General features: G+C 66.8%; 22 protein-coding genes. 11 read left to right on the plus strand and 11 right to left on the minus strand.

The window, feature by feature from the left end; all coding sequences use genetic code 11:
- Window positions 1–123: 123 nt before the first annotated feature.
- The gene (locus ACTWPB_RS21140) at window positions 124–663 is read right to left on the minus strand and encodes a hypothetical protein (RefSeq protein ID WP_446222309.1); all 540 of its coding nucleotides are present in this window, start codon (window positions 661–663) and stop codon (window positions 124–126) included.
- A gap of 39 nt (window positions 664–702) precedes the next feature.
- Here ACTWPB_RS21140 and ACTWPB_RS21145 point away from each other — a divergent pair, with 39 nt between their 5' ends.
- Together ACTWPB_RS21145 and ACTWPB_RS21150 are read left to right on the plus strand one after the other, a co-directional pair.
- Window positions 703–1500, plus strand: coding sequence for a hypothetical protein (locus ACTWPB_RS21145; protein WP_446222310.1), 798 nt, complete (start codon window positions 703–705; stop codon window positions 1498–1500).
- Entirely contained in the window at window positions 1401–2087 is a 687-nt protein-coding gene (locus ACTWPB_RS21150; protein ID WP_446222311.1) for a DUF5995 family protein, read from the plus strand. The genes ACTWPB_RS21145 and ACTWPB_RS21150 overlap by 100 nt, the downstream gene beginning before the upstream one ends.
- A 17-nt stretch (window positions 2088–2104) precedes the next feature.
- Here the strand turns inward: ACTWPB_RS21150 and ACTWPB_RS21155 are convergent, their stop codons facing one another.
- Both ACTWPB_RS21155 and ACTWPB_RS21160 read right to left on the minus strand, forming a co-directional pair.
- Window positions 2105–3040 (minus strand): NAD-dependent epimerase/dehydratase family protein, encoded by a 936-nt coding sequence (locus tag ACTWPB_RS21155; protein WP_446222312.1) that lies wholly within the window; start codon window positions 3038–3040, stop codon window positions 2105–2107.
- Window positions 3041–3144: 104 nt separating this feature from the next.
- Window positions 3145–4872 (minus strand): GMC oxidoreductase, encoded by a 1728-nt coding sequence (locus ACTWPB_RS21160; protein WP_446222313.1) that lies wholly within the window; start codon window positions 4870–4872, stop codon window positions 3145–3147.
- A gap of 99 nt (window positions 4873–4971) precedes the next feature.
- Between ACTWPB_RS21160 and ACTWPB_RS21165 the strand changes: the two genes are divergently transcribed.
- From ACTWPB_RS21165 to ACTWPB_RS21180, 4 genes are all read left to right on the plus strand, one after another.
- Window positions 4972–5685, plus strand: a complete 714-nt coding sequence (locus tag ACTWPB_RS21165) for a MerR family transcriptional regulator (protein WP_446222314.1) — start codon at window positions 4972–4974, stop codon at window positions 5683–5685.
- Window positions 5686–5692: 7 nt separating this feature from the next.
- Window positions 5693–6433 (plus strand): TetR/AcrR family transcriptional regulator, encoded by a 741-nt coding sequence (locus ACTWPB_RS21170; RefSeq protein ID WP_446222315.1) that lies wholly within the window; start codon window positions 5693–5695, stop codon window positions 6431–6433.
- Window positions 6434–6516: 83 nt separating this feature from the next.
- A complete protein-coding gene (locus tag ACTWPB_RS21175) occupies window positions 6517–7110 on the plus strand; it encodes a hypothetical protein (protein WP_446222316.1) in 594 nt (197 codons plus the stop codon).
- 120 nt (window positions 7111–7230) lie between these two features.
- Window positions 7231–8229 carry an AurF N-oxygenase family protein gene (locus ACTWPB_RS21180; RefSeq protein ID WP_446222317.1) on the plus strand — a complete coding sequence of 333 codons (999 nt, stop codon included), beginning with the start codon at window positions 7231–7233 and terminating at the stop codon, window positions 8227–8229.
- Between the two features lie 18 nt (window positions 8230–8247).
- Here ACTWPB_RS21180 and ACTWPB_RS21185 read toward each other — a convergent pair whose 3' ends face one another.
- The 3 genes from ACTWPB_RS21185 to ACTWPB_RS21195 form a co-directional block, all read right to left on the minus strand.
- Window positions 8248–8970 (minus strand): TetR/AcrR family transcriptional regulator, encoded by a 723-nt coding sequence (locus ACTWPB_RS21185; protein ID WP_446222318.1) that lies wholly within the window; start codon window positions 8968–8970, stop codon window positions 8248–8250.
- Between the two features lie 38 nt (window positions 8971–9008).
- Window positions 9009–9851 (minus strand): family 1 glycosylhydrolase, encoded by an 843-nt coding sequence (locus tag ACTWPB_RS21190; protein ID WP_446222319.1) that lies wholly within the window; start codon window positions 9849–9851, stop codon window positions 9009–9011.
- 236 nt (window positions 9852–10087) lie between these two features.
- On the minus strand, window positions 10088–10633 hold the full coding sequence (locus ACTWPB_RS21195; RefSeq protein WP_446222320.1) for a nitroreductase/quinone reductase family protein: 546 nt from the start codon (window positions 10631–10633) through the stop codon (window positions 10088–10090).
- Window positions 10634–10743: 110 nt separating this feature from the next.
- Between ACTWPB_RS21195 and ACTWPB_RS21200 the strand changes: the two genes are divergently transcribed.
- A complete protein-coding gene (locus tag ACTWPB_RS21200; RefSeq protein ID WP_446222321.1) occupies window positions 10744–11226 on the plus strand; it encodes a nitroreductase family deazaflavin-dependent oxidoreductase in 483 nt (160 codons plus the stop codon).
- Here the strand turns inward: ACTWPB_RS21200 and ACTWPB_RS21205 are convergent, their stop codons facing one another.
- From ACTWPB_RS21205 to ACTWPB_RS21215, 3 genes are all read right to left on the minus strand, one after another.
- Window positions 11227–12429: a site-specific integrase gene (locus ACTWPB_RS21205; protein WP_446222322.1), complete on the minus strand. Its 1203-nt coding sequence runs from the start codon at window positions 12427–12429 to the stop codon at window positions 11227–11229. It abuts the gene before it with no gap.
- Between the two features lie 105 nt (window positions 12430–12534).
- The gene (locus ACTWPB_RS21210; protein ID WP_446222323.1) at window positions 12535–12774 is read right to left on the minus strand and encodes a hypothetical protein; all 240 of its coding nucleotides are present in this window, start codon (window positions 12772–12774) and stop codon (window positions 12535–12537) included.
- A 225-nt stretch (window positions 12775–12999) separates the two neighbouring features.
- Entirely contained in the window at window positions 13000–13698 is a 699-nt protein-coding gene (locus tag ACTWPB_RS21215; protein ID WP_446222324.1) for a winged helix-turn-helix transcriptional regulator, read from the minus strand.
- Window positions 13699–13788: 90 nt separating this feature from the next.
- Between ACTWPB_RS21215 and ACTWPB_RS21220 the strand changes: the two genes are divergently transcribed.
- Entirely contained in the window at window positions 13789–14910 is a 1122-nt protein-coding gene (locus ACTWPB_RS21220; protein ID WP_446222325.1) for an acyl-CoA dehydrogenase family protein, read from the plus strand.
- Between the two features lie 40 nt (window positions 14911–14950).
- On the opposite strand, the gene ACTWPB_RS21225 is transcribed toward ACTWPB_RS21220, so the two are convergent.
- A complete protein-coding gene (locus ACTWPB_RS21225) occupies window positions 14951–15391 on the minus strand; it encodes a hypothetical protein (RefSeq protein ID WP_446222326.1) in 441 nt (146 codons plus the stop codon).
- A gap of 275 nt (window positions 15392–15666) precedes the next feature.
- On the opposite strand from ACTWPB_RS21225, the gene ACTWPB_RS21230 reads away from it, so the two are divergent.
- Window positions 15667–16380: a class I SAM-dependent methyltransferase gene (locus ACTWPB_RS21230; protein ID WP_446222327.1), complete on the plus strand. Its 714-nt coding sequence runs from the start codon at window positions 15667–15669 to the stop codon at window positions 16378–16380.
- Window positions 16381–16560: 180 nt separating this feature from the next.
- Here ACTWPB_RS21230 and ACTWPB_RS21235 read toward each other — a convergent pair whose 3' ends face one another.
- Entirely contained in the window at window positions 16561–17544 is a 984-nt protein-coding gene (locus ACTWPB_RS21235) for a DUF6670 family protein (RefSeq protein ID WP_446222328.1), read from the minus strand.
- Between the two features lie 260 nt (window positions 17545–17804).
- On the opposite strand from ACTWPB_RS21235, the gene ACTWPB_RS21240 reads away from it, so the two are divergent.
- Window positions 17805–18449, plus strand: a complete 645-nt coding sequence (locus ACTWPB_RS21240) for a hypothetical protein (protein ID WP_446222329.1) — start codon at window positions 17805–17807, stop codon at window positions 18447–18449.
- 63 nt (window positions 18450–18512) lie between these two features.
- A complete protein-coding gene (locus ACTWPB_RS21245) occupies window positions 18513–18761 on the plus strand; it encodes a hypothetical protein (RefSeq protein WP_446222330.1) in 249 nt (82 codons plus the stop codon).
- Window positions 18762–18782 lie beyond the last annotated feature (21 nt).

The raw sequence follows: 18782 nt of genomic DNA on the forward strand, positions 1-18782 counted from the left end.
TCGCCATTACTCTGAGAGGGGATCTGACCGGATACGACCCGCTCGACGGTCGTGGAGGCGGATGGCGAGGAAGGACGGGCCGTGGCAAACGACAGTGATCGGTGGTGGGAGGCGCCCGGAATGTCAGGCCCCACCGCTGACCCCGCCGCACAACCTCTCGCCGACCCCACCATCCTGCGGTCGCCCAGCAACCCGGCCGAACAGCCGGCCGCCCGACCGCAAGACGGCCCGCAACCGTCTGCCGGCCCGCAGCAGGGGACGAATCAGCTTGGTAGTGGGCAACATCCGGTAGCTCCGCCCACTGTGTTCGGGCAGTCCTTCGGGCAACCCGGCAGTGGCGAGCAGCCGTACGGACAGCAACCCGGGACCGGACAGCAGCCACAGTGGCAGCAGCCCGGAACGGGACAACCCGGCAGCGGCCAGCATCTGTATGCGCCACCGGCAGTGGTCGGACAGCCGTGGACCGGGCAGCAACCATATGGGCAACAACCCGGGATGGGCCAAGATCCGTATGCGCCGCAACCTGGTAGCGGGCAGCCGTACCCATCCCAGCCGCTGACAGGCCAACAGCCGTACGGGCAGCAGTTCGGACCGGGTCAGCAGCCATTTGTCCAGCAGCCGGGGTACGGGCAGCAGCCCTACGGCTACGCTCCTGCGCCACAACAGTATTCGGCACCGCCGCGTCGTGGTGGTGGCTCGGGGGTGATCATCGCGGTGGTGTCGGTGATCGTGGTGCTGGCGATCGGAGTAGCGGTCGCGGTCGCGATCGGCGCCCGTTCCTCCGACGATTCCACGACGTCGGCGGGTTCGACCACCACCACGAAGGCGGGACCACTGTCGGGCACGAGCACCGCGCCCCTGGCCCCTGGCTCGAAAGGCGTGCTCATCCCGACCTATCGTGTGGCCTATGACGTGCCGTCGGCCTGGACCATCCACTCCGACTCCGACCCCATGTCGTTCACCACCGCGAACGGCTCGGTGGACGGTCGCGGGCAGGCCACCGAGGGAGCCGACTACTGCCCCGGCTCGGTCTACCGCGCCATGGCCGCAGTCACCTCGAGCACCGAAACCGATCTCGCCGCCGCCGCCAAGAGCGTCGCGAAGATTTCTGCGGCAGGCGGGTATTCGGACCCGACCGGCGGAAAGATCAGCACGCCTACCTCGCTGAAGACCCAGAGCGGTGTCAGCGGCCAATTCGTGGAGACCTCGGGTGCGTGGACCCCGCAGATCCCTGGGTGCACGGCGAACGCCTACTCCGTCTACACCTTCGGGTTCCGCAACGCCGCCACCACCACCCTCGTACTGACCATCCTCGTCGACCGCGGCACCACCGGCGAACTCACCGCCGATCAGGCGAAGAAGATGATCGACAGCCTGCGCTGGACCGGCTCGAGGACGCGGTGGCCCGGCATCATCGGATCACCGAGATCCTCGTCGAGCATCGAGACCTGCGCGGGCTGTTCGCGATCGGGCTCGACGGCGTCGAATACGCCGCGGTGATGCCCATGCAGCGTGATCCCGCGGCATTCGCCGACCGTGAGTACGCGCACGCGATCAGCCTGGAACTGTTGCGCCGGTTCCTCGACAATCTGCACGCCGAATTCACCGGTGGTATCGCCGAACCCCAGTGGGCGCACTACTTCGCGCTGGCCGGCGACTGTGGGGCATCGCGCGCTCGCACCGCCATGGCCGGATACAACGCGCACCTGACCGTCGACCTGACCTATTCGGTGGCGGCAGTCGGTAGCAAGCCCGAGAACGCGCCGGACTACTTCAAGATCGTGGCGGGAATCGCCTCGGTCGGCGACGTGATCATCGACCGCACCAAAGCCGCCTACGGCGCCGACCTCGGACCGCTGTGGCGGTTCTACTTCGTCGGCGAGGGACTCGACCAGCTGTTCGGTGCCGGAGTCGCCACCGAACAGCTGCTCATCGCCGCCGACCTCGGCGCGAACACGGTGATCTTCACCAACGGCCTCGCCTTGCAAGATCCCGCCCTCGCACCCGCGATCCGCACCGAGATCACAGCGTTGTGGCAGGCTGCGGACCTGGCTTTCGAAGCACTGGCCCGGGTCAACGCACTCTGACCACGCCCCGGAGAGTGTCAGTAGCGCTCGAACCGGATGTCGGCTGCGAGCGGGTCGTGACAGATGTCGTCGAGCTCGAGAAGCTGATGGATCCAAGTCGGTGCGGAGACCGGATTCCGGATCAGCGCGCGAACCGTGATGGCGGTAACCACGGCCGTAGCCAGTGATTGTCCACGACCTCTCGCCGACCTGGTCGATCCGTCCGCGGACCGGGCCAGTGCTACCCACCGGTCGCTGCTACCGGGTATATGGGCGGGTGCCAGCCGTTGCAGGGCGGGCGCCCAGGTGAGGGCGGCCAGCCCGAGTGTGGCGAGTCGGGAGTCGAGGCGGAGGTAGGTGCGCACCGCGACGCCGAACTCGCGGGTGAGGCGGTGCTGATCGGCGAAATCGGCGCGCACGGCCGGAAACGGTCGGTAGTCCGCGTCCGCGGGCGTTGAAAAGCGTTGCCGCCCGGTAAAATTGCGGATGCTCGTGCCGTCGGCATCGGGAAAGTGCTGACCGAGCAGCCGGTAAGTCCAGGCAGTCGCGGCCGGGCCGTGGGTTTCACCGGAGCCGAGGCCGATCATGATGTCGACGGGGCCACGGTGGTGTGTGAGCCCGTCGACGGCGAGCAGGGTGGTCAGGCCGGGCGCCAACCCGACGCCGAGCACCGCGGGGCCGTCGACGTCCTCGAGCGCCTGAACATAGTTCGACGTCGCGGAGATGTCGACGAGGGCGATCCCGCGACCGGCACACGCCTGTGCCAACCGGATGTCCTCCGTGCCTGCGCAGTTCACGACGACGGTCGCCCCGGTCAAGGCGGCGTCGACGCCGGCGCTGTCGCGGAGGTCGACCACCCGGTCCGCCCTGGCAGGATCACGCCCCGCCACCTGTGCGGGGATTCCCTCGGCACGCAGCAATCGCACCAGGTGCGCGCCGACCGTTCCGTATCCGCCGAGAACCAGCACTGTCATCGAAGATCCTCCCGCTCGTCGGCACCGATGCTACGTCGCCGGGGAACAGAAACGGCCCCGGCTCGCGGTGGGTAACCGCAAGGCCGGGGCCGGGTTTCGTCGAATCAGCCCGCGGTCTTCTCCGAGCTGCGGATCTCGACGATCGGCAGGATCAGCGCGGCGGGCGCGCTCGCGGGCACGACCGGCTGGTTCGGGCGAACCGGGGCGATCTTGGTGTAGCCGGCGCTCTGTTCGGGGCGCGTGTCGACCTCGCCGTTGTTGGGCCAGTAGGCGGCCGCGCGCTCGGCCTGGGCGGTGATGGTGAGCGACGGGTTGACACCGAGGTTGGCCGACACGGCGGCACCATCGACGACGCTGAGCGTCGGGTAGCCGTACACGCGGTGGTAGGCGTCGATCACGCCGTGTTCGCGGTCGGCGCCGATCGCCGCGCCGCCGAGGAAGTGCGCGGTCATCGGCACATTGAACACATCACCCCAGGTGCCACCGGCGACGCCGCCGATCTTCTCCGCCACCCGCCGGGTGACGTCGTTGCCCGCCGGGATCCACGTCGGGTTCGGTTGTCCGTGGCCCTGTTTGGAGGTGAGCTTGCGGCCACCGAACAGCCCGCGCTTGGTGTAGGTGGTGATCGAGTTGTCCAGGTGCTGCATCACCAGCGAGATGATCGTGCGCTCGCTCCAGTTCTTCACGCTCATGAAGCGGAAGAAGGTCAGCGGATTGGACAGCACGAGGCCGAGGAACCGCAGCCACCGCGGCACGCGCCCACCACCGTCGACCATGAGCGTTTGCAGCATGCCCATCGAGTTGGAGCCCTTGCCGTAGCGGACCGGCTCGACGTGGGTGTCGGGGGTGGGGTGGATCGAGGAGGTGATCGCGACACCCTTGGTGAAGTCCTGGTCCGGGCCGAGGGTCTTGGTCGCGGCACCGACGATCGACTCGGAGTTCGTGCGGGTGAGCAAGCCGAGCTTGTCCGACAGGTTCGGCAGCGCACCTTCATCGCGCATCGCGTGCAGCAGCTTCTGCGTGCCGAGAGTGCCCGCCGCGAGCACGACGTGCTTTGCGGTCAAGGTCTTGGGCGCCTTGCGTACCCAGGCGCCCGTGCGCTCGGTGGCGACATCCCATGTGCCGTCGGGCAGCGGACGCAGCGCCGACACCGTGGTCATCGGAATGACCTGCGCCCCCGCCTGTTCGGCGAGGTAGAGGTAGTTCTTCACCAGGGTGTTCTTGGCGCCGAACTTGCAACCGACCATGCAGTCGCCACATTCCACACAGCCGGTGCGCTCGGGACCGGCACCACCGAAGTAGGGATCGGCCTCGGTCTCACCGGGCGTTCCGAAGAACACGCCGACGGGAGTCTGCACGAACGTGTCGCCCACACCCATGTCCTCGGCGACGGATTTGAAGATCTCGTCGGCGGGGGTCATGTGGGGATTCGTCACGACACCGAGCATCTTTTTCGCTTGCTCGTAATACGGGGTCAGCTCGGTGCGCCAGTCGGTGATCTCGCGCCACTGCGGGTCCTGGAAGAACGGCTCCGGCGGCACGTAGAGGGTGTTGGCGTAGTTCAGCGAGCCACCACCGACGCCGGCGCCGCCCAGGATCAGGACGTCGCGCAGTGGGTGGATGCGCTGGATGCCGTAGCAGCCGAGCTTGGGTGCCCACACGAATTTGCGCAGGTCCCAGCTGGTTTTGGGCAGTTCGTCATCGGCGAAGCGGCGGCCCGCTTCGATGACGCCGACCGTGTAGCCCTTCTCCACCAGGCGCAGCGCGGTGACACTGCCGCCGAACCCGGAGCCGACGATCAGAACGTCGAAATCAGTGGTGCGCTCGGGCATGGGGGAGCTCCTCGATCGGGTGTCGGCAGTGACGCGGGTAACGCTAATGGCGACAGCCAGAGCTGTCAACGTAGGTCCGGCCCGACTTATGCTGGTCGGGTGGCCCGATATACCCGAGCGGAACTCGCCGTCGTCAGCGGCGTGGCGTCGCGCACCATCCGCTACTACCAGTCGCTCGGCGTGCTGCCGAAACCCGGCCGCGCGGGCAAGGAAGTCGTCTACTCCGACGCGCACGTGGACCGCCTGCGCGACATCGTCGCCATGCAGGCGCGCGGGCTGCGTCTGGACGCCATCCGCGAGGTCTTCGACGCCGAACCGCAGGCCGGTGACTGGCGCGCGCTGTTCGATCCGCGCGCGGGCCAGGCCGCCGAACGCTCGTCCTTCATCGACGACGCCGAACTCGCGACGATGCTGGGCGACCGTGGCGCCGATGTCCTCGCCGAACTCATCTCGGCGGGATATCTCGAGCGTCGCGACGAGCGCTGGTTCCTCGCGGACCGGTCGATGTTCAAGGCCGCACTGGTCCTCTACGACGTGGGCATCGACATCACCCTCAGCGGGGCGCTGCGAACGATGGTCCAGTCGCGGATCGCCGCGCTCGCCGACGAGGTGGTGCACACGGTCCGCGACGCCGCGGGCACGGGCTACGGCGGCGAGGGGGTCGGGGTGGACCTGAGCCGTTTCCGCGACCGATTGCTCGCGATGGCATGGGAGGTCGGCGGTATCACGTTCGCCGCCGAGATCGAACGCGCCGCGGCCGCCGACGACGCGGCCGGACGCCGTGCTCCGGCCCGGGCCGCGAGTGCGCGATGATCGGACGATGAGTTCCGACCAGCCGGGCCCGCGCGCACTGGCGCGTGCGCAGACGATCGCCGACATCAAACGCATCGGCCGCGAGCACCTGGCCACCCACGGCGCCGCGGCATTGTCGCTGCGCGCCGTCGCACGCGATCTCGGGGTCGTGTCCTCGGCGGTGTACCGGTATGTGCGCAGCCGTGACGAACTGCTGACCATGCTGGTGGTCGACGGCTACAACGCACTGGGCGACGCCGTCGACGCGGCACTGATCGACGTACCCGTGGACCCCGCGACCCGTTTCCGGGTCACCGCGCGGACCGTGCGGGAATGGGCACTGGCCGAGCCGGCCTGGTACGGCCTGCTGTTCGGCACGCCCATCCCCGGCTACAACGCGCCCGCCGCCGACACCGAGGCGCCGGGCGTCCGGGTGATCGCGATCCTGCTCGGCATCGTCGACAGCGCCTTCCGTCAGGGTCAGCTCACCGTCCCCGCCGGTCAACCGGCGATCAGCCCGCGAACGGCAGCCGATTTCGCGACGATCCGCGAGCAGTTCGGCCTGCTCGCCCCCGACCGGGTGATCGCGTCCGCCCTCACCGCCTGGACCACGCTGTTCGGTGCCGTGAATTTCGACGTGTTCGACATGTACGGCCGAGACACCTTCGCTGATCGCGCGGAGATCTTCGACCTGAATATCGACCAGCTACTGCATCTGCTCGGCTTCGTCGTGCCGTGCCAGGATCATGTGGACCGGTCGGTACGGTAGCGATCTGAAGAGTTCCCGCGGTATGTGGGGAGAGGAATGTGTGAACGGCGACGACGATGTCGCCAACGAAGGAGAGTGCCCGAGTGAATCCTCGCGAGGAGATCTTGCGCCGAGTCCGTGACGGGCTGCTCGACCTACCCGAGGACGAGCGCCGGGTCCCCATGCGTCGATCCACCGGCAGGCACGCGATGGTGGACCCGACCGAGCGAGCCGAGGTACGCGCGCGGTTCGCCGAACGGTTGCGCGAGCACGGCTCGCTGGTGCGCACTGTCGACGTCGCGGGCCTGCCCGCCGCGGTCGCCGACGTGCTCTACGGCATGAGCGTGCAGACGGTGCTCGCCGCGGTCGAGCCGGGCCCGGCGTGGTTGGACCACTGGGCCAGTGCTCCCGGACACCAGGTCGTACACAGCGGCTCTGACTCGGTCGAGCCCGGCGACGCGGTGGTTCGCGACGCGGTGGCCGGCGATGCGTCCACGGGCTCGCTGGCACTCGATGTCGATGGTGGGCCTGCCGTCTCCGAGGCGATACCCCAGGTGTGTGTCGTCCGTGCCGACCGCGTCTACGGATCCCTGCCCGAAGCGCTGGATCATCTCGACCAGCGGCGGCCCCTGGTCTGGCTGGGCGGTCCCGGCGATGCCGACCTCGCCCGTCAGATGGTGGTTCTGCTGGTCGAATAGGACGTGGAAAACGTTATCGGTCCAGGGTTGTGTGGGACGGAACGTCTCAGTTATTCTTGGGGCACGGTGTGACGGCGCTAACAGTGTCGTCCGCGCCGGACGCGAACCGAGGAGGCACCGATGACGCTGACCGAATCGAGCCGTGGCGGACCCAAGTCCGAGGAGTACCGAGAGGCGCTGGCTACCCTGTCACAGGGGTCTGTCGACCGTCATTTCGATCCGTACCTCGATATCGACTGGGATTCACCCGAGCTCGCCCTTGACCCCAACGATGTGCGGTGGGTTCTCTCGCCGCGGATCGACCCGCTCGGCGCGACGCAGTGGTATCGCGACCAACCGCTCGACCGGCAGATCGAGATCGGCAAGTGGCGCACAGCCAACACGATCAAGGTCGGCTCGGCCTTCGAGAGCATCCTGATCCGCGGAATGATGCAATACATCATGAAGCTGCCGAACGGCTCGCCCGAATTCCGGTACTGCTTGCACGAGATGACCGAAGAGTGCAACCACATCCAGATGTTCCAGGAGCTGGTCAACCGCATCGACGTCGATGTGCCCGGCATGCGGCCCCTGTTCCGGGCACTCTCGCCGCTGATCGGCGTCGCGGGCGGCTACGCCCACCTGATCCTGTTCATCGGCATCCTCGGCGGCGAGGAACCGATCGATCACTACCAGAAGGCAGTGATCCGCGAGGGCGCGTCGATGCCGCCGTTGGTGTTGCGCACCATGGAGATTCACATCGCTGAGGAAGCACGCCACATCTCCTTCGCCGGCGACTTCCTCACCGCGCACATCGGGCAGATGGGCAAGTTCAATCGTGGCGTCTGCTCGGTCGCGTTCCCCATCGCGATGCGCTGGCTGGCAGGCGAGATCATGGCACCGCCGCGTGCGTTCGAGCGCGAGTTCGATATTCCGCGCGAGGTCATCGAGCAGGCGTTCTGGAAGTCGGAGCATTCCCAGCAGATCCTGTCGGGCTACTTCGGTGATATGCGCAAACTGGCCGATGACCTCGGCCTGATGAACCCGACCGCCAAGTGGCTGTGGCGCAAGTTCGGCATCGACGGCCCGGTGTCGCGCTACCGCAGCGAACCCGAACGCAGCGCGCGCCGCGTCGCGTGAGCTGGCCCCGGCGGCTGTTCAGTAGCCGGCGACCAGCTGGGTGATGACCTCGGTGAGTTGCTGGTCGGGATCCAGGTTCAGGCCGTGGCGGCGGGCCACGCCGTCGACCACGTGCCAGGCGTAGGAGGCGACTTCCTCGATCAGCTGATCCCTGGTGAGCGCGGGATTCGGGTCGTTGGCCCAGCGGGTGACGGTGGCCTCGGTCATCGAGACGATGGCGAAGGTCATCGTGTCGGCCGAGGCTTCATCGGTCACGCCGACCACCCCGGCCAGGCCGGTGACGAGCGCCCTGGCCGACCCTGCGATCGTGGTGATCAGCGCGCTCATCGCGTCGATATCGGGATCGGCTTCGGACGGACCTGTTCGCAGGAACTCGTGGAGCCGGGGATGGTCTTGGATCCAGGTGACGACGCCGCCGATCGTGCGAACCAGGATTTCGTGGATCGAGCCCTCGGCGATGTCGAGCGCGTCTTCGATATCGGCGACGAATCGGTCGGCGATCTCACTCCTGATCCGGCGATCCAGCTCGTCGCGACCGGCGAACTGCCGGTAGAGCACCGATTTCGCGAGCCCCGCGTGCTCGGCGATCTGGACGATCGCCACCTCGACGCCGAGGGGCGACTGTTCGATCAGCTCGACCGCGGCCAGCACGATCCGCTCCCGGCGGCTGTCGTTGTGCGGCTGCCATCGGGTTTGCCTGCCGCTGACGGCACTGGAGGGGCGTGACGCTGTGCTCGACACCCGCCTGAGTGTAGAGCAACCATCGATGCTTCAAACCTCTACCGGGGGACCGCCACCGGATCGGTGCAACTGGCGAGCCCGTCGACGAGCGAGCATGCGGCGACGGGACGCGTCGGCCGGTAATCGGGGGCGACGCCGCCCGCCGCGGTGATCGCGCGGTAGGCGGCGACCGCGTCGGTCGGTGTGCGGGTCAGTGTCGGATCGGTGAGCACGTCGACGGTGTAGAGGCCGAAACGTGCTGTGTAGGAGCCCCATTCGTAGTTGTCGGTGAGGCTCCAGTAGTTGTAACCCATCAGCGGGATGCCGTCGGCGACGGCGCGCTGCAGCCAGTAGACGGTGTCGCGCAGCGAATCCGCGCGGGTGTAGCCGTCGGCGCGGGGGAGTCCGTTCTCGGTGGGGATGCCGTTCTCGACGATGTAGAGCGGGCGGCCGGGGAACTTTCGCGCGTAGTGGTCGAGCGCGTAGTAGATGCCTTCGGGCTGCAACGGAATCGTCCAGAGGTGGTCTGGATCGGGGACCTGTAGCTGGGTGGGGGACAGGCCGTAGTAATAGTCGATGCCGATGTAGTCCAGGCGCGCCGAGATCCCGTCGAGCAGCGGTCCGCTGACCGCATCGTCGGCGCCGGGGATGTAGGCGACATTGCTGCTCACCTGGGCGCCGGGGTGCACGGCATGGATGTAGTCGTAGATGCTGTTGTGCGCCTGGGTGATTCGTTCACCCATGGTGATGACATCGGCGGCGCCGATCCCGTCGTGGCGCAGTGGTGCCAGTTGCGCCGGCGCCGGTGGTCGGGCAAGAGCGGGGGAGGTGCTGGTCGTGAGCATGGCCGCGGCGGTCAGAGCGACCGCGGCGAGGATTCGGCGACCAGTGGGGGAGGGCATGGCACTCCTGGCGGCTAGGGGAGGGGAGGGAGTTCATGTGCGACATCGAGGTAGTTGTGCGGGGGAATTAGGGCTGTGCGGCAGGCTTGGAGCCTGCCGCAAGAGAAGAAACATCTAGTTACGTAGATATGCGCATTTACTAATGAATCACCCCTTAGGGCCGACATAGCCGCTCCAGTCCACGACATGTCCGCACGTGACAACTACTCACCAGCAAGGACGGGAGAGAGCTTCCGCTAGGTCGCCAGATCGATGGCAACCGCGCGACCGGTGTCGAACCAGTACGCGTGCAGCCTCCGGATCTTCGCCCGCGAGGGCATTCCGCGCAGGTGGATCGCGCATTCGCCGTAGTCCACCGGCACCACGGTGTCGCACAGCAGGGCGCGTGCGGTGGCGACTTCGTCCGGGTCGATGATCTCCCTGGCCGTCCCGCTGTGGGTACCGTCGGACAGCTTCAGGGTGACGCGGGGGTCGGCACGAACATTGCGGAGCCAGGCGTTGACCGCGTCAGGCTGCTGAATCGTCACGTGGGGTGGCATCAGCTGCACCAGGTACGCCCGGTCACCGTCGCGGAAGACCCGAACACCCTTCGGGCGCGGTAGACCGGTCTTGCGCCCGGTGGTCGTGAGGATGCCGTACCCGCGTGGGGTGCGGATGCGAAAGAACGGTGCCATGCCCGCACTGAGCAGTTTGCCGTCGCGGGGGCTGCGCACCAGTCTGCCGTGTTTACCGATTTCGGCCGCGGCCGCGGTGCGCCGAGCTTCGTTTCGGGCCTCGTCCATGTTTCCATGGTCCGCTCGCGGGGGTCGGTCGTCCAGCATGCCGAGTGAGTTGCCTCTCAGCGCACGGTCGTAAGTGGGCGAACTCGGTTCGCTCGAGCCAGGATTCGTGGATGGTTTGGAATCCCTTGCCGGGCTTTGCGCGCGTGTTCGCGGCACAGCCCTGGGTGATGCGTGGCGCCGGTGTCGTTCTGCCGACCGAGCGGTTGTTGCGCAGGCTCAGTGGCGGTCGTTGGGGTGTACTCGATCTGGCCGGGCTCCCGTCGATCGAGATCACGGTGGTCGGGCGCAAGTCGGGACAGCCACGCACTACGTCGCTGCTGTGTGTGCCGGACGGGGACGGCTTCTATCTGGTCGGCTCGAACTGGGGTAAGCCGGAGCATCCGGCGTGGTCGGCGAACCTGCGCGCGGCCCGCACGGCCTCGGCGCGCTTCGGCGGCAGCTCCGCGTTCCCGGTGACCGTTGCTGAGATCACCGGCGTCGAGCGTAAGCGCGTCTGGGACCAGGCTGTCGAGTTCTGGCCCGGCTACGAGATGGAATTCCAGCGCTCGGGCAGTCGCGAGTTCCGCATCTTCCGGCTCGACCGGATCGTCTGATCACAGACCGAGTTTGGTGACGGCGTTGTCTTCGAGTGGGTTCGCGGTGCGGATGTAGCCGTGGACGGTGCGGGGGTTCGCCCAGCGGCCCTGGCGCATGATCTCGCGGTCGCTGGCTCCGCCGAGGGCGGCTTGGGTGGCGAAGCCGGCGCGCAGGGAGTGTCCGGAGAACAGGTCGGGGTCCAGGCCCGCCCGGGCCGCGTAGCGCTTGACGAGCTCGGCGACGGCCCGGCCGGAGAGCGCGGTGGCGCTGATCGAGCCGTGCCGGTTGATCGTGGGGAACAGCGGGCGGTCCACGTCGGTGCTGAGGCGGGTTCCCGTGAAGCCGTGGCAGCGGTGGATTGTGGTGTCGGCCGCGAGGTTGTTCGTCGTCCAGGTTCGGGCGCCCGCGTCGCCGGTGTCTGCGTGGACTTCCAGTAGCCGAACCCAGTCGGCGAACGCGCAGATCGGGCAGGTGCGTGCGTGTTTGCCGCGCGGCAGGGCGATGCGCTGCTCGGCGACACCGGTCGGGTCGGTTTTCGTTGTCGGCAGGTGCACGACGAGTAGCGGTTCGCCGGTGGTGTGGTCGGTGCGCACGTGCACGTCGCTGATGCGAAGGCCCGCGAGTTCGCTACGCCGCAGTGCGCCGGCGAATCCGACGAGCAGTGCCAGGGCGTCTCGGCGGCGCGCGGGTTCGGTGGGCCAGTCAGAGGCGGGGAGTTCGGCGAGAAGCTGGTCGAGGGTGTGCAGCAGGACCGGTCGTTTCCGGGTCGGCGGGGTGCGGCGGGTGCGGCGGATGCCGCGCAGGGTGAGCCGGACCACGTCGGAGCGTGTCGGGGAGGGGAGCCCGTTGGCGGCATGGACTGCGGCGATGGCGGCGGACTTGCGATCAAGGGTGGCAGGGCTGAACGCCCACCCGCCGCTTTCTCGTCGGGCGTCCGCGGAGGCCGCCAGGTACACGGCCACGTCGAGGGGGTCCGCGGGGAGCGCCTGTCGCTGTTCGACGGCGCACCAGCCCGCCCAGGCGATCCAGTCCGTTCGGTAGGCGCGCAGGGTGTTCGCCGATTGGGAGGCTTCGAGGTAGCGGCGCAGTGCGCCTGCCTGGTTGTCGTCGAAGCGTTCGCGGACCAGGCGTAGGGCCGCGGTATCGACGAGGACGCTACGCACCCCGCGGCGCAGTTCGGTGCGAACCTGTTCCGGAAGCACGACCGATGCGTCGCTCACCTTCGCCACTCCCTCGCGTGAATTGTCGCTGCCGCCGATAACTCCTGGCGTGCAGCCTAATCCGGCGCGGGAGCGAAGCGTTCGGGAGTCGCTATCGGCGTGCGGTCACGGCATTTCTTCGAGCTCGGCGAGCTGGGTGTGGATGTAGGCGGCGAGCCGGTGCTTGGCGGCGCCGGTGAGGAAACTGGTGTCGCCGAGACGCGGGAACTGGTCGTCGACGTCTCCGGTCGGCGCAGCGGTGGGGTCGGGCGATTCGCTGACGAGCTCGAGCCGTGCCGGATGGTTTTGGGGGAGAGGAACATTCGGTTCGTACGGCTCTGAGGTTGCTGCTCCGGTACGTACCATGGATGAACCCTAACGTTTTGATCACGGCCGCTGCCAACATGACGGGCAAAGTAGTGATTACTGCCACGTTTTGTTCGGTTTAGTTCATGACCCCGGTCTGGGGTCGTTCGGCGCCATGATGTTCGCCGGGCCCGAAGCGCGAGCGAGTCTGGGGGATCCCGAAGACCTCTACCGCTGGGCGATGTGGATCGCCGGGCGTACCGGTCCGGAATAGGACCTTTCGTCTCACGAGGCGCGCGCTGCCGGGTCCGGTCGAGCCGTCGCGGAGACATATCCGGCGACCGGGCTCAATCGCAATACCGCAGGCATCCGGCGGGTGAGTGCGGGTGGGCCGGTGAACATGACCCGCCCGGTGCGCTGCGCGTGGGGCAGTGGCATTCGCCCCAACCACACCTCGTACAGGCCGGCGACGTCGGCGCTGATGGTGACGTCGACGGGATAGCCGGGATCTGTCTCGCACACCGAGGGAACAGCGGCTTCGACGACGATCCAGAACCGGCGGATATCGTCGGTGAACCGGACCTGCAAAACCTGCCGCCGACCGGGCAGCATCGAGGTGTCGATCCGGGTGTGCATCCACCACACGAGCAACGCCGCATCGAGTTCGTCCTGCTGTGGGGCGCCGAAGGTCCAGCGCGCGCCCCATTCGCCGAGGCCGAACAGGATGGGTTCGAGCTGGCTGCCCGCTTCGGTGAGCAGGTGTTCGGTGCCGAGCTTTTCGATGAGTCCGGCGCGTTCGAACTGGCGCAGGCGTTTGGCGAGCAAACTGCGTGACAGGCCGGGTAGGCCGCGGGCGAGGTCGTTGAAGCGGGTGGTGCCGAGGAACAGGTCGCGCAGGATGAGCAGCGACCACCGTTCGCCGAGCACGTCGAGGGCCCGCGAGATCGGGCAGTACTGGCCGTAGCCTGCGGTCGTTGTTGTCATGGTCACCTCACCGACGGGGTCCATTTTCTGGACCGGGAGAGTCCACTTTCTGGACTATCTGGTTATCGCGCCGCTTCCTACCTTCGAAACATGACTTCCACAATTTCCGGCACCACGTCCAGCACCGACCGGGTTTCCCTCGCCCGCGAGATCGGTGAAACCTTGTGTCTGGAAGTCCCTGAGCGGGACCACACCGGCGAGATCTCCGTCGCCGCGTTCGACCGATTGCGGTCGAGCGGTCTGTCGGCGGCGCTCGTGCCGGTCGAGTTCGGCGGTGGGGGCGCCTCGCATCGGGAGATGGGGGAGATCCTGCGCGAACTCGGCAGGCACGATCCGTCGACGGCGGTCGCGTTCGCGATGCATTCACACCTGGTGGCCGCGCAGGTGTGGCGGCACAACCATGGGGTGGATGCTTCGGCGGTGTTCGCGAAGGTGGTGGGCGGGGCGATTCTGGTCAGCACCGGCGCGTCGGATTGGGTCGAGTCCAATGGGCAGGCCGTGCGTGTCGACGGTGGCTATCGGGTAAGCGCGCGCAAGGCACCCGCGAGTGGGTGTGAGGTGGGCGATGTGCTCGTCACCAGTGTTCGCTATGACGGTGAGGTGCTGCATTTCGCGATCCCGCTGACTGCCGCGGGGGTGAGTATCGACAAGACCTGGGATTCGTTCGGTCTGCGTGCGAGCGGTTCCCATACTGTCGTCCTCGACGACGTATTCGTGCCCGATGCCGCGATCTCGATGACCCGCCCGGCCGGTCCGTGGCCGCCGGTGCTGAATGTGGTGATCGGCGCCGCCCTTCCACTGGTACTGGCCGCCTATCTCGGTGTCGCCGACGCGGCTGTAGACCTCACCGCGCGCCTATTGGAGGGCCGTTCCGAAGCCCACACGGTCCAGTCGGCGGGAGAAATGCTCAACGCCTACACCACCGCCGAGGACCTCATCACCGCCATGTTCATCGACTCCGAGAACCTGACCTTCCCCAACACCGACACCTACGCCGCCCGCACCCTGAGCCGCAAAACCGTCGCCGCCGACGCCCTCATCACCACCGTTCGCCTGGCGATCGAAACCACCGGCGGCGCAGGCTATTCCCGCACCTGCGACCTCGAACGCCTCTACCGCGACATCCACGGCTGCCAATTCCATCCCCTGCCCCGGGCGAAACAGACCCGTTTCAGTGGCCGGGTTCTGCTGGGACACAGCCCGATCGACTGAGTTCAGAGGGGTCATCGAGTACTTGGATGACCCCTCTCGCCTACCCGTACAAGTGGGCGGTGACGGTCGGGTCGTTGGCCAGCACGAAGTCGACGATTCCCCAGAACTCCGGAAGACGAGGGTGGACCAAGCCGTCCTCGCGCGAGAGCACCACGCCGTGGACTTCATCGGCTGACCCGTCCAGGCATGCCTGGACCAGGGTTGCCGCGGGGTTCGGATTGTTCTGCACGGGTCCGACGCGGCAACCGAAAGTCACGTGGTCGTCGGCGGTTTCGGAATCCCAGGTGCCGAGGATGACGTCGATCCAGGTGTCATGATGCTTATCGGTGTGCTGGTAGCTGTTGGCGAAGTACGCCGCGTAAGCATTCCCGTCGCGGGTGATCATGTTCCAGGTGCGCTCGATCGGCTCATCACAACAGGGGCATTCGTACCGCGCGAACTGGCGTTCGTCCAGATCAGCTGCGAGTTCAGTGGGATGCATGTCAGGCAGCCGGTGCGTCCGCGCCGTCGAATTCCGCCGCGTGCGCCCTCATGAGATCTTCATTCACCGCCATATGATCCGCTATAGCGACGAAATTCGCATACTCGAGAGCGCGCCCACGTGGTTCAATCACCGGGTGATGATGTTCGCGCAACGGTGGTGGCCGCTGACCTAGCGGCTGACCGAGTTGTGCGCGGCCGCCTCGAGGGTGGCCAGATCTGTCGTGACGACATCTGTTCCGGCCCTGCGGGCGGTCCTGGAACAGGAGGACGACCATGATCGACAACGACACGTCCAGGGGAACCGGTGGGTTCGGCGAGATTCTCGTCAGCTCACGCTCACTCGGCGAGTACCAGGCGATGTTCGCGCTCACCGAAGACGATCTCGGGCGCAGAATTCTGGACTGTCCGGGTGGTGCGGCAGGTTTCACCGCCGCGGTATGCCAGCGCGGTGGTGATGTCACTGCTTGCGACATAGCCTATTTCGGCAATGGCGTCGACCGGGTGGCTGCCAACGCTGTCGCTGAAGCCGACCGTGGCAACAGATATGTCCGCGAGCACGCCGACGCCTACCGCTGGACGTTCTTCGCCGACCCCGACGAACACCACCGCGCTCGCCGCAAGTCGGCCGAACACTTCGCCACCCACACCCGGACGTCCCCGCACCGCTACATCCCAGGTCAGCTCCCCGCACTCCCCTTCGCCGACAACACCTTCGACCTCGTCCTCAGCTCGCATCTACTCTTCAGCTACGCCGACGATCTCGACTACGAGTTCCACCGCCAGGCGATTATCGAACTGGCACGCGTCGCCGCCACGGAAATCCGGCTGTTCCCTGTGGTCCCCATCGGTTCGCAGGGCCGGTACGAGCAGCTCGAGAAGTTGCGTGCCGAGTTGTCGCTCGCGGGCATTTCGAGCCGAATTGTGAAGGTGGACTACGAGTTCCAAGCGCACGCGGACGAGATGCTGGTGTGCGAGGTGACGACGTAGATCTCGGCCGCTCGCCCAGCGGCTATGTGGTCAAGTGTCGGGTTCTGCCGTAGCGAGAAGGGGCCCGGTGAGTTCCCGGACCAATTCTGTCGCTCGCATCGGCGCTGGCAGGCCTTACTGGTTCCATCGTTCACAGCGCAGGTGAGTGCGGGTATGCCGCTGGGCGTCGGTGGCCCGCGGTCAGCGGCAGTCGATGTACTCGAGGTAGGCCCGGCCTGTGATCGCGCGGCCCAGGTAGGTGCCGGTGTAGTCGTAGGTGCCTACGAACCCGGCGCCGAGCCCGTAGGAGTAGTCACCGCCGGCCGTGCCGTCGATGGTGATCAGGTCCCGGCCCTCGTCGTCGAGTACCTGCCACGACAACGACTTCGGTAGCCGCATCGCGCGGCCGTCGGGGGTACGCCGCGGCTGGGATTCGTACTCGCGGACACGGAATTCGAGTCCGCGGGTGTATACGCCGCCGTATCCGTCGAGGGAGCGCAGGTAGACCGCCTGATGGATCGGGAACCCGGCGGGGCCGAGGACCTCGACCAGCAACGCCTGCGTTCGGTCGTCCACGTTGATGACGTTGTACGCGAAGAACTTCGCGGGCAGTTTGGGTCGTGTCGAGGTCGTCACGCTGTGCATACCGGCACCGGCGGCATATTCGACGGTGCACAAACCCTGCACCTGGACGCGCTCACCGCGATAGTCGATATGACCGCGGTAGGTCGCCAGCAGACTCCAATGCCGATACAGCCCAGGGATGTTCGCGAAGTGGGCCACCTTGTCGGTGGCCTCGATCTCGAGTTCGACGGTGACCTCTGGATGGGTCCGGCGCACGGTGAAGTGCGGGTAGGTGCCGTCGATGACGAGGTCCTCGCCGAAGCGGAGGTGGCTGCCGTCCGAGGCGAACTCGCAGTCGCGAGCGATGCTGTGCACGAGGAACTGCCCCTCGGTCATGGATGCCGTCGCCGAGGAGGTGTACGCCGTGTCGGACGGGGTGGTGGTGATCGCGTGATCGTTGGCGAAGATCGTCACGCCGGGGGTGCCGACGATCGATGTGACCCCGAAGGAACGGTGCGGCTCGGGCAGATCGGGCACCATCACCCCGTAGTGCACCCAGTTCCGCTGCCATCCCGACGGTGGGCTCATCGACTGGGTGGCATCGAACGGGGACCCGTTCACCCGCCCGTTCCGGTTCACCAATCCGACCAGTCGTTGCGCTACGCCCACTGTCCACCCTCTTTTCGCTCTGCCTGCTCGCCGGGAATACCACCAGGATATTACCTGAAAGTAATATCCCCCTCGGATACACGTCTTGCCCTCGGCGGCGAAGACTGGCGGCTGAAAATGAGGGTTGCGCTATACGTATACATCTACTTATAGTGAGAGCAGCACAATGTGCGTATACATCTACGTATAACCCTCGCAGTCCAGGAGTGCAGATGCCTACTTTCCAGACACCGCAGCCGATCACCGTCACCGTCGATGTGCCCTGCGGTGATGTCACCGTGGTCGCCGCCGACCGAACCGACACCGTCGTCGAGGTCCGACCGGCCGATACGTCCAGCAAAGCGGATGTGCGTGCTGCCGAACAGATTCAGGTCGAGTTCGCCGGTGGCAAGCTGACCGTCGAGGCGCCGAAGAAGTGGAAGGCCTTCACGCCGTTCGGTGGCAATCCGGCGGTCTCGGTGACCGTCGCGGTACCGATCGGCTCCGTGCTCGACGCGACCGCCGCAATGGGTCGACTGGTGAGTATCGGCGAATTCGACCGGTCCGAGCTCGAGGTATCCGCCGGCGACATCGTGATCGAACGACCGGGTGGTTCAGTGACCGCGAAGACCGCCAAGGGCAACATCCGCGTCGACGAAGCCTCCCACGGGGTGCTCCGGCTGGAGACCTCGATGGGCGATCTCGAGGTGGGGATCCGTCCGGGCAGCGCGGCGCGACTGGAGGTCAACGCGCTGCACGGCAGCGTACAGAATCGCATGGAACCCGTAGGCCAGTCACAGGGGAGCGGGGATGCCGTGCAGGTGTTCGCGCGCAACCTGTACGGGAACGTCACCGTCGGACACGGAGCTCTCGTCTGACGCGGAAATGATCAAAGCTGTTGCGCCCGAAGCCATTCGCGCGCGACCTCGCAGTCCTCGGCGGTGATCGCATGGCCGACCGGCAACACGCGATGGGTCGCCATCGCCGCGGCGCGGCGCAACCGTTCCGACAGCCGCAGGCCATCCCAGGATGACCGTGCGGCTGTCGTTCGCACCATCGACAATCAGGACCGGCGTCCCGTCGAGCCGGGGGAGATCGTGGGCGTAGTCGGCGCAGGATTCTTCGATGTATTCCGCCAGCAGTTGAACGCGCCCGAGCTTGCGGCGAGTGCCGTGCTGGGGTTCTCGTGAAGCGGGATTGGCTCAGCGCTA

Source organism: Nocardia sp. IBHARD005 (genome assembly GCF_052814245.1).

Excerpts from the sequence above, each read along its gene's own strand:
- ACTWPB_RS21215 (WP_446222324.1), bottom strand. The coding sequence starts at position 13,698 with ATGACAACAACGACCGCAGGCTACGGCCAGTACTGCCCGATCTCGCGG.
- ACTWPB_RS21200 (WP_446222321.1), top strand. The coding sequence starts at position 10,744 with ATGGTTTGGAATCCCTTGCCGGGCTTTGCGCGCGTGTTCGCGGCACAG.
- ACTWPB_RS21220 (WP_446222325.1), top strand. The coding sequence starts at position 13,789 with ATGACTTCCACAATTTCCGGCACCACGTCCAGCACCGACCGGGTTTCC.
- ACTWPB_RS21210 (WP_446222323.1), bottom strand. The coding sequence starts at position 12,774 with ATGGTACGTACCGGAGCAGCAACCTCAGAGCCGTACGAACCGAATGTT.
- ACTWPB_RS21170 (WP_446222315.1), top strand. The coding sequence starts at position 5,693 with ATGAGTTCCGACCAGCCGGGCCCGCGCGCACTGGCGCGTGCGCAGACG.
- ACTWPB_RS21240 (WP_446222329.1), top strand. The coding sequence starts at position 17,805 with ATGCCTACTTTCCAGACACCGCAGCCGATCACCGTCACCGTCGATGTG.
- ACTWPB_RS21230 (WP_446222327.1), top strand. The coding sequence starts at position 15,667 with ATGATCGACAACGACACGTCCAGGGGAACCGGTGGGTTCGGCGAGATT.
- ACTWPB_RS21160 (WP_446222313.1), bottom strand. The coding sequence starts at position 4,872 with ATGCCCGAGCGCACCACTGATTTCGACGTTCTGATCGTCGGCTCCGGG.
- ACTWPB_RS21195 (WP_446222320.1), bottom strand. The coding sequence starts at position 10,633 with ATGGACGAGGCCCGAAACGAAGCTCGGCGCACCGCGGCCGCGGCCGAA.
- ACTWPB_RS21155 (WP_446222312.1), bottom strand. The coding sequence starts at position 3,040 with ATGACAGTGCTGGTTCTCGGCGGATACGGAACGGTCGGCGCGCACCTG.
- ACTWPB_RS21190 (WP_446222319.1), bottom strand. The coding sequence starts at position 9,851 with ATGCCCTCCCCCACTGGTCGCCGAATCCTCGCCGCGGTCGCTCTGACC.
- ACTWPB_RS21225 (WP_446222326.1), bottom strand. The coding sequence starts at position 15,391 with ATGCATCCCACTGAACTCGCAGCTGATCTGGACGAACGCCAGTTCGCG.
- ACTWPB_RS21180 (WP_446222317.1), top strand. The coding sequence starts at position 7,231 with ATGACGCTGACCGAATCGAGCCGTGGCGGACCCAAGTCCGAGGAGTAC.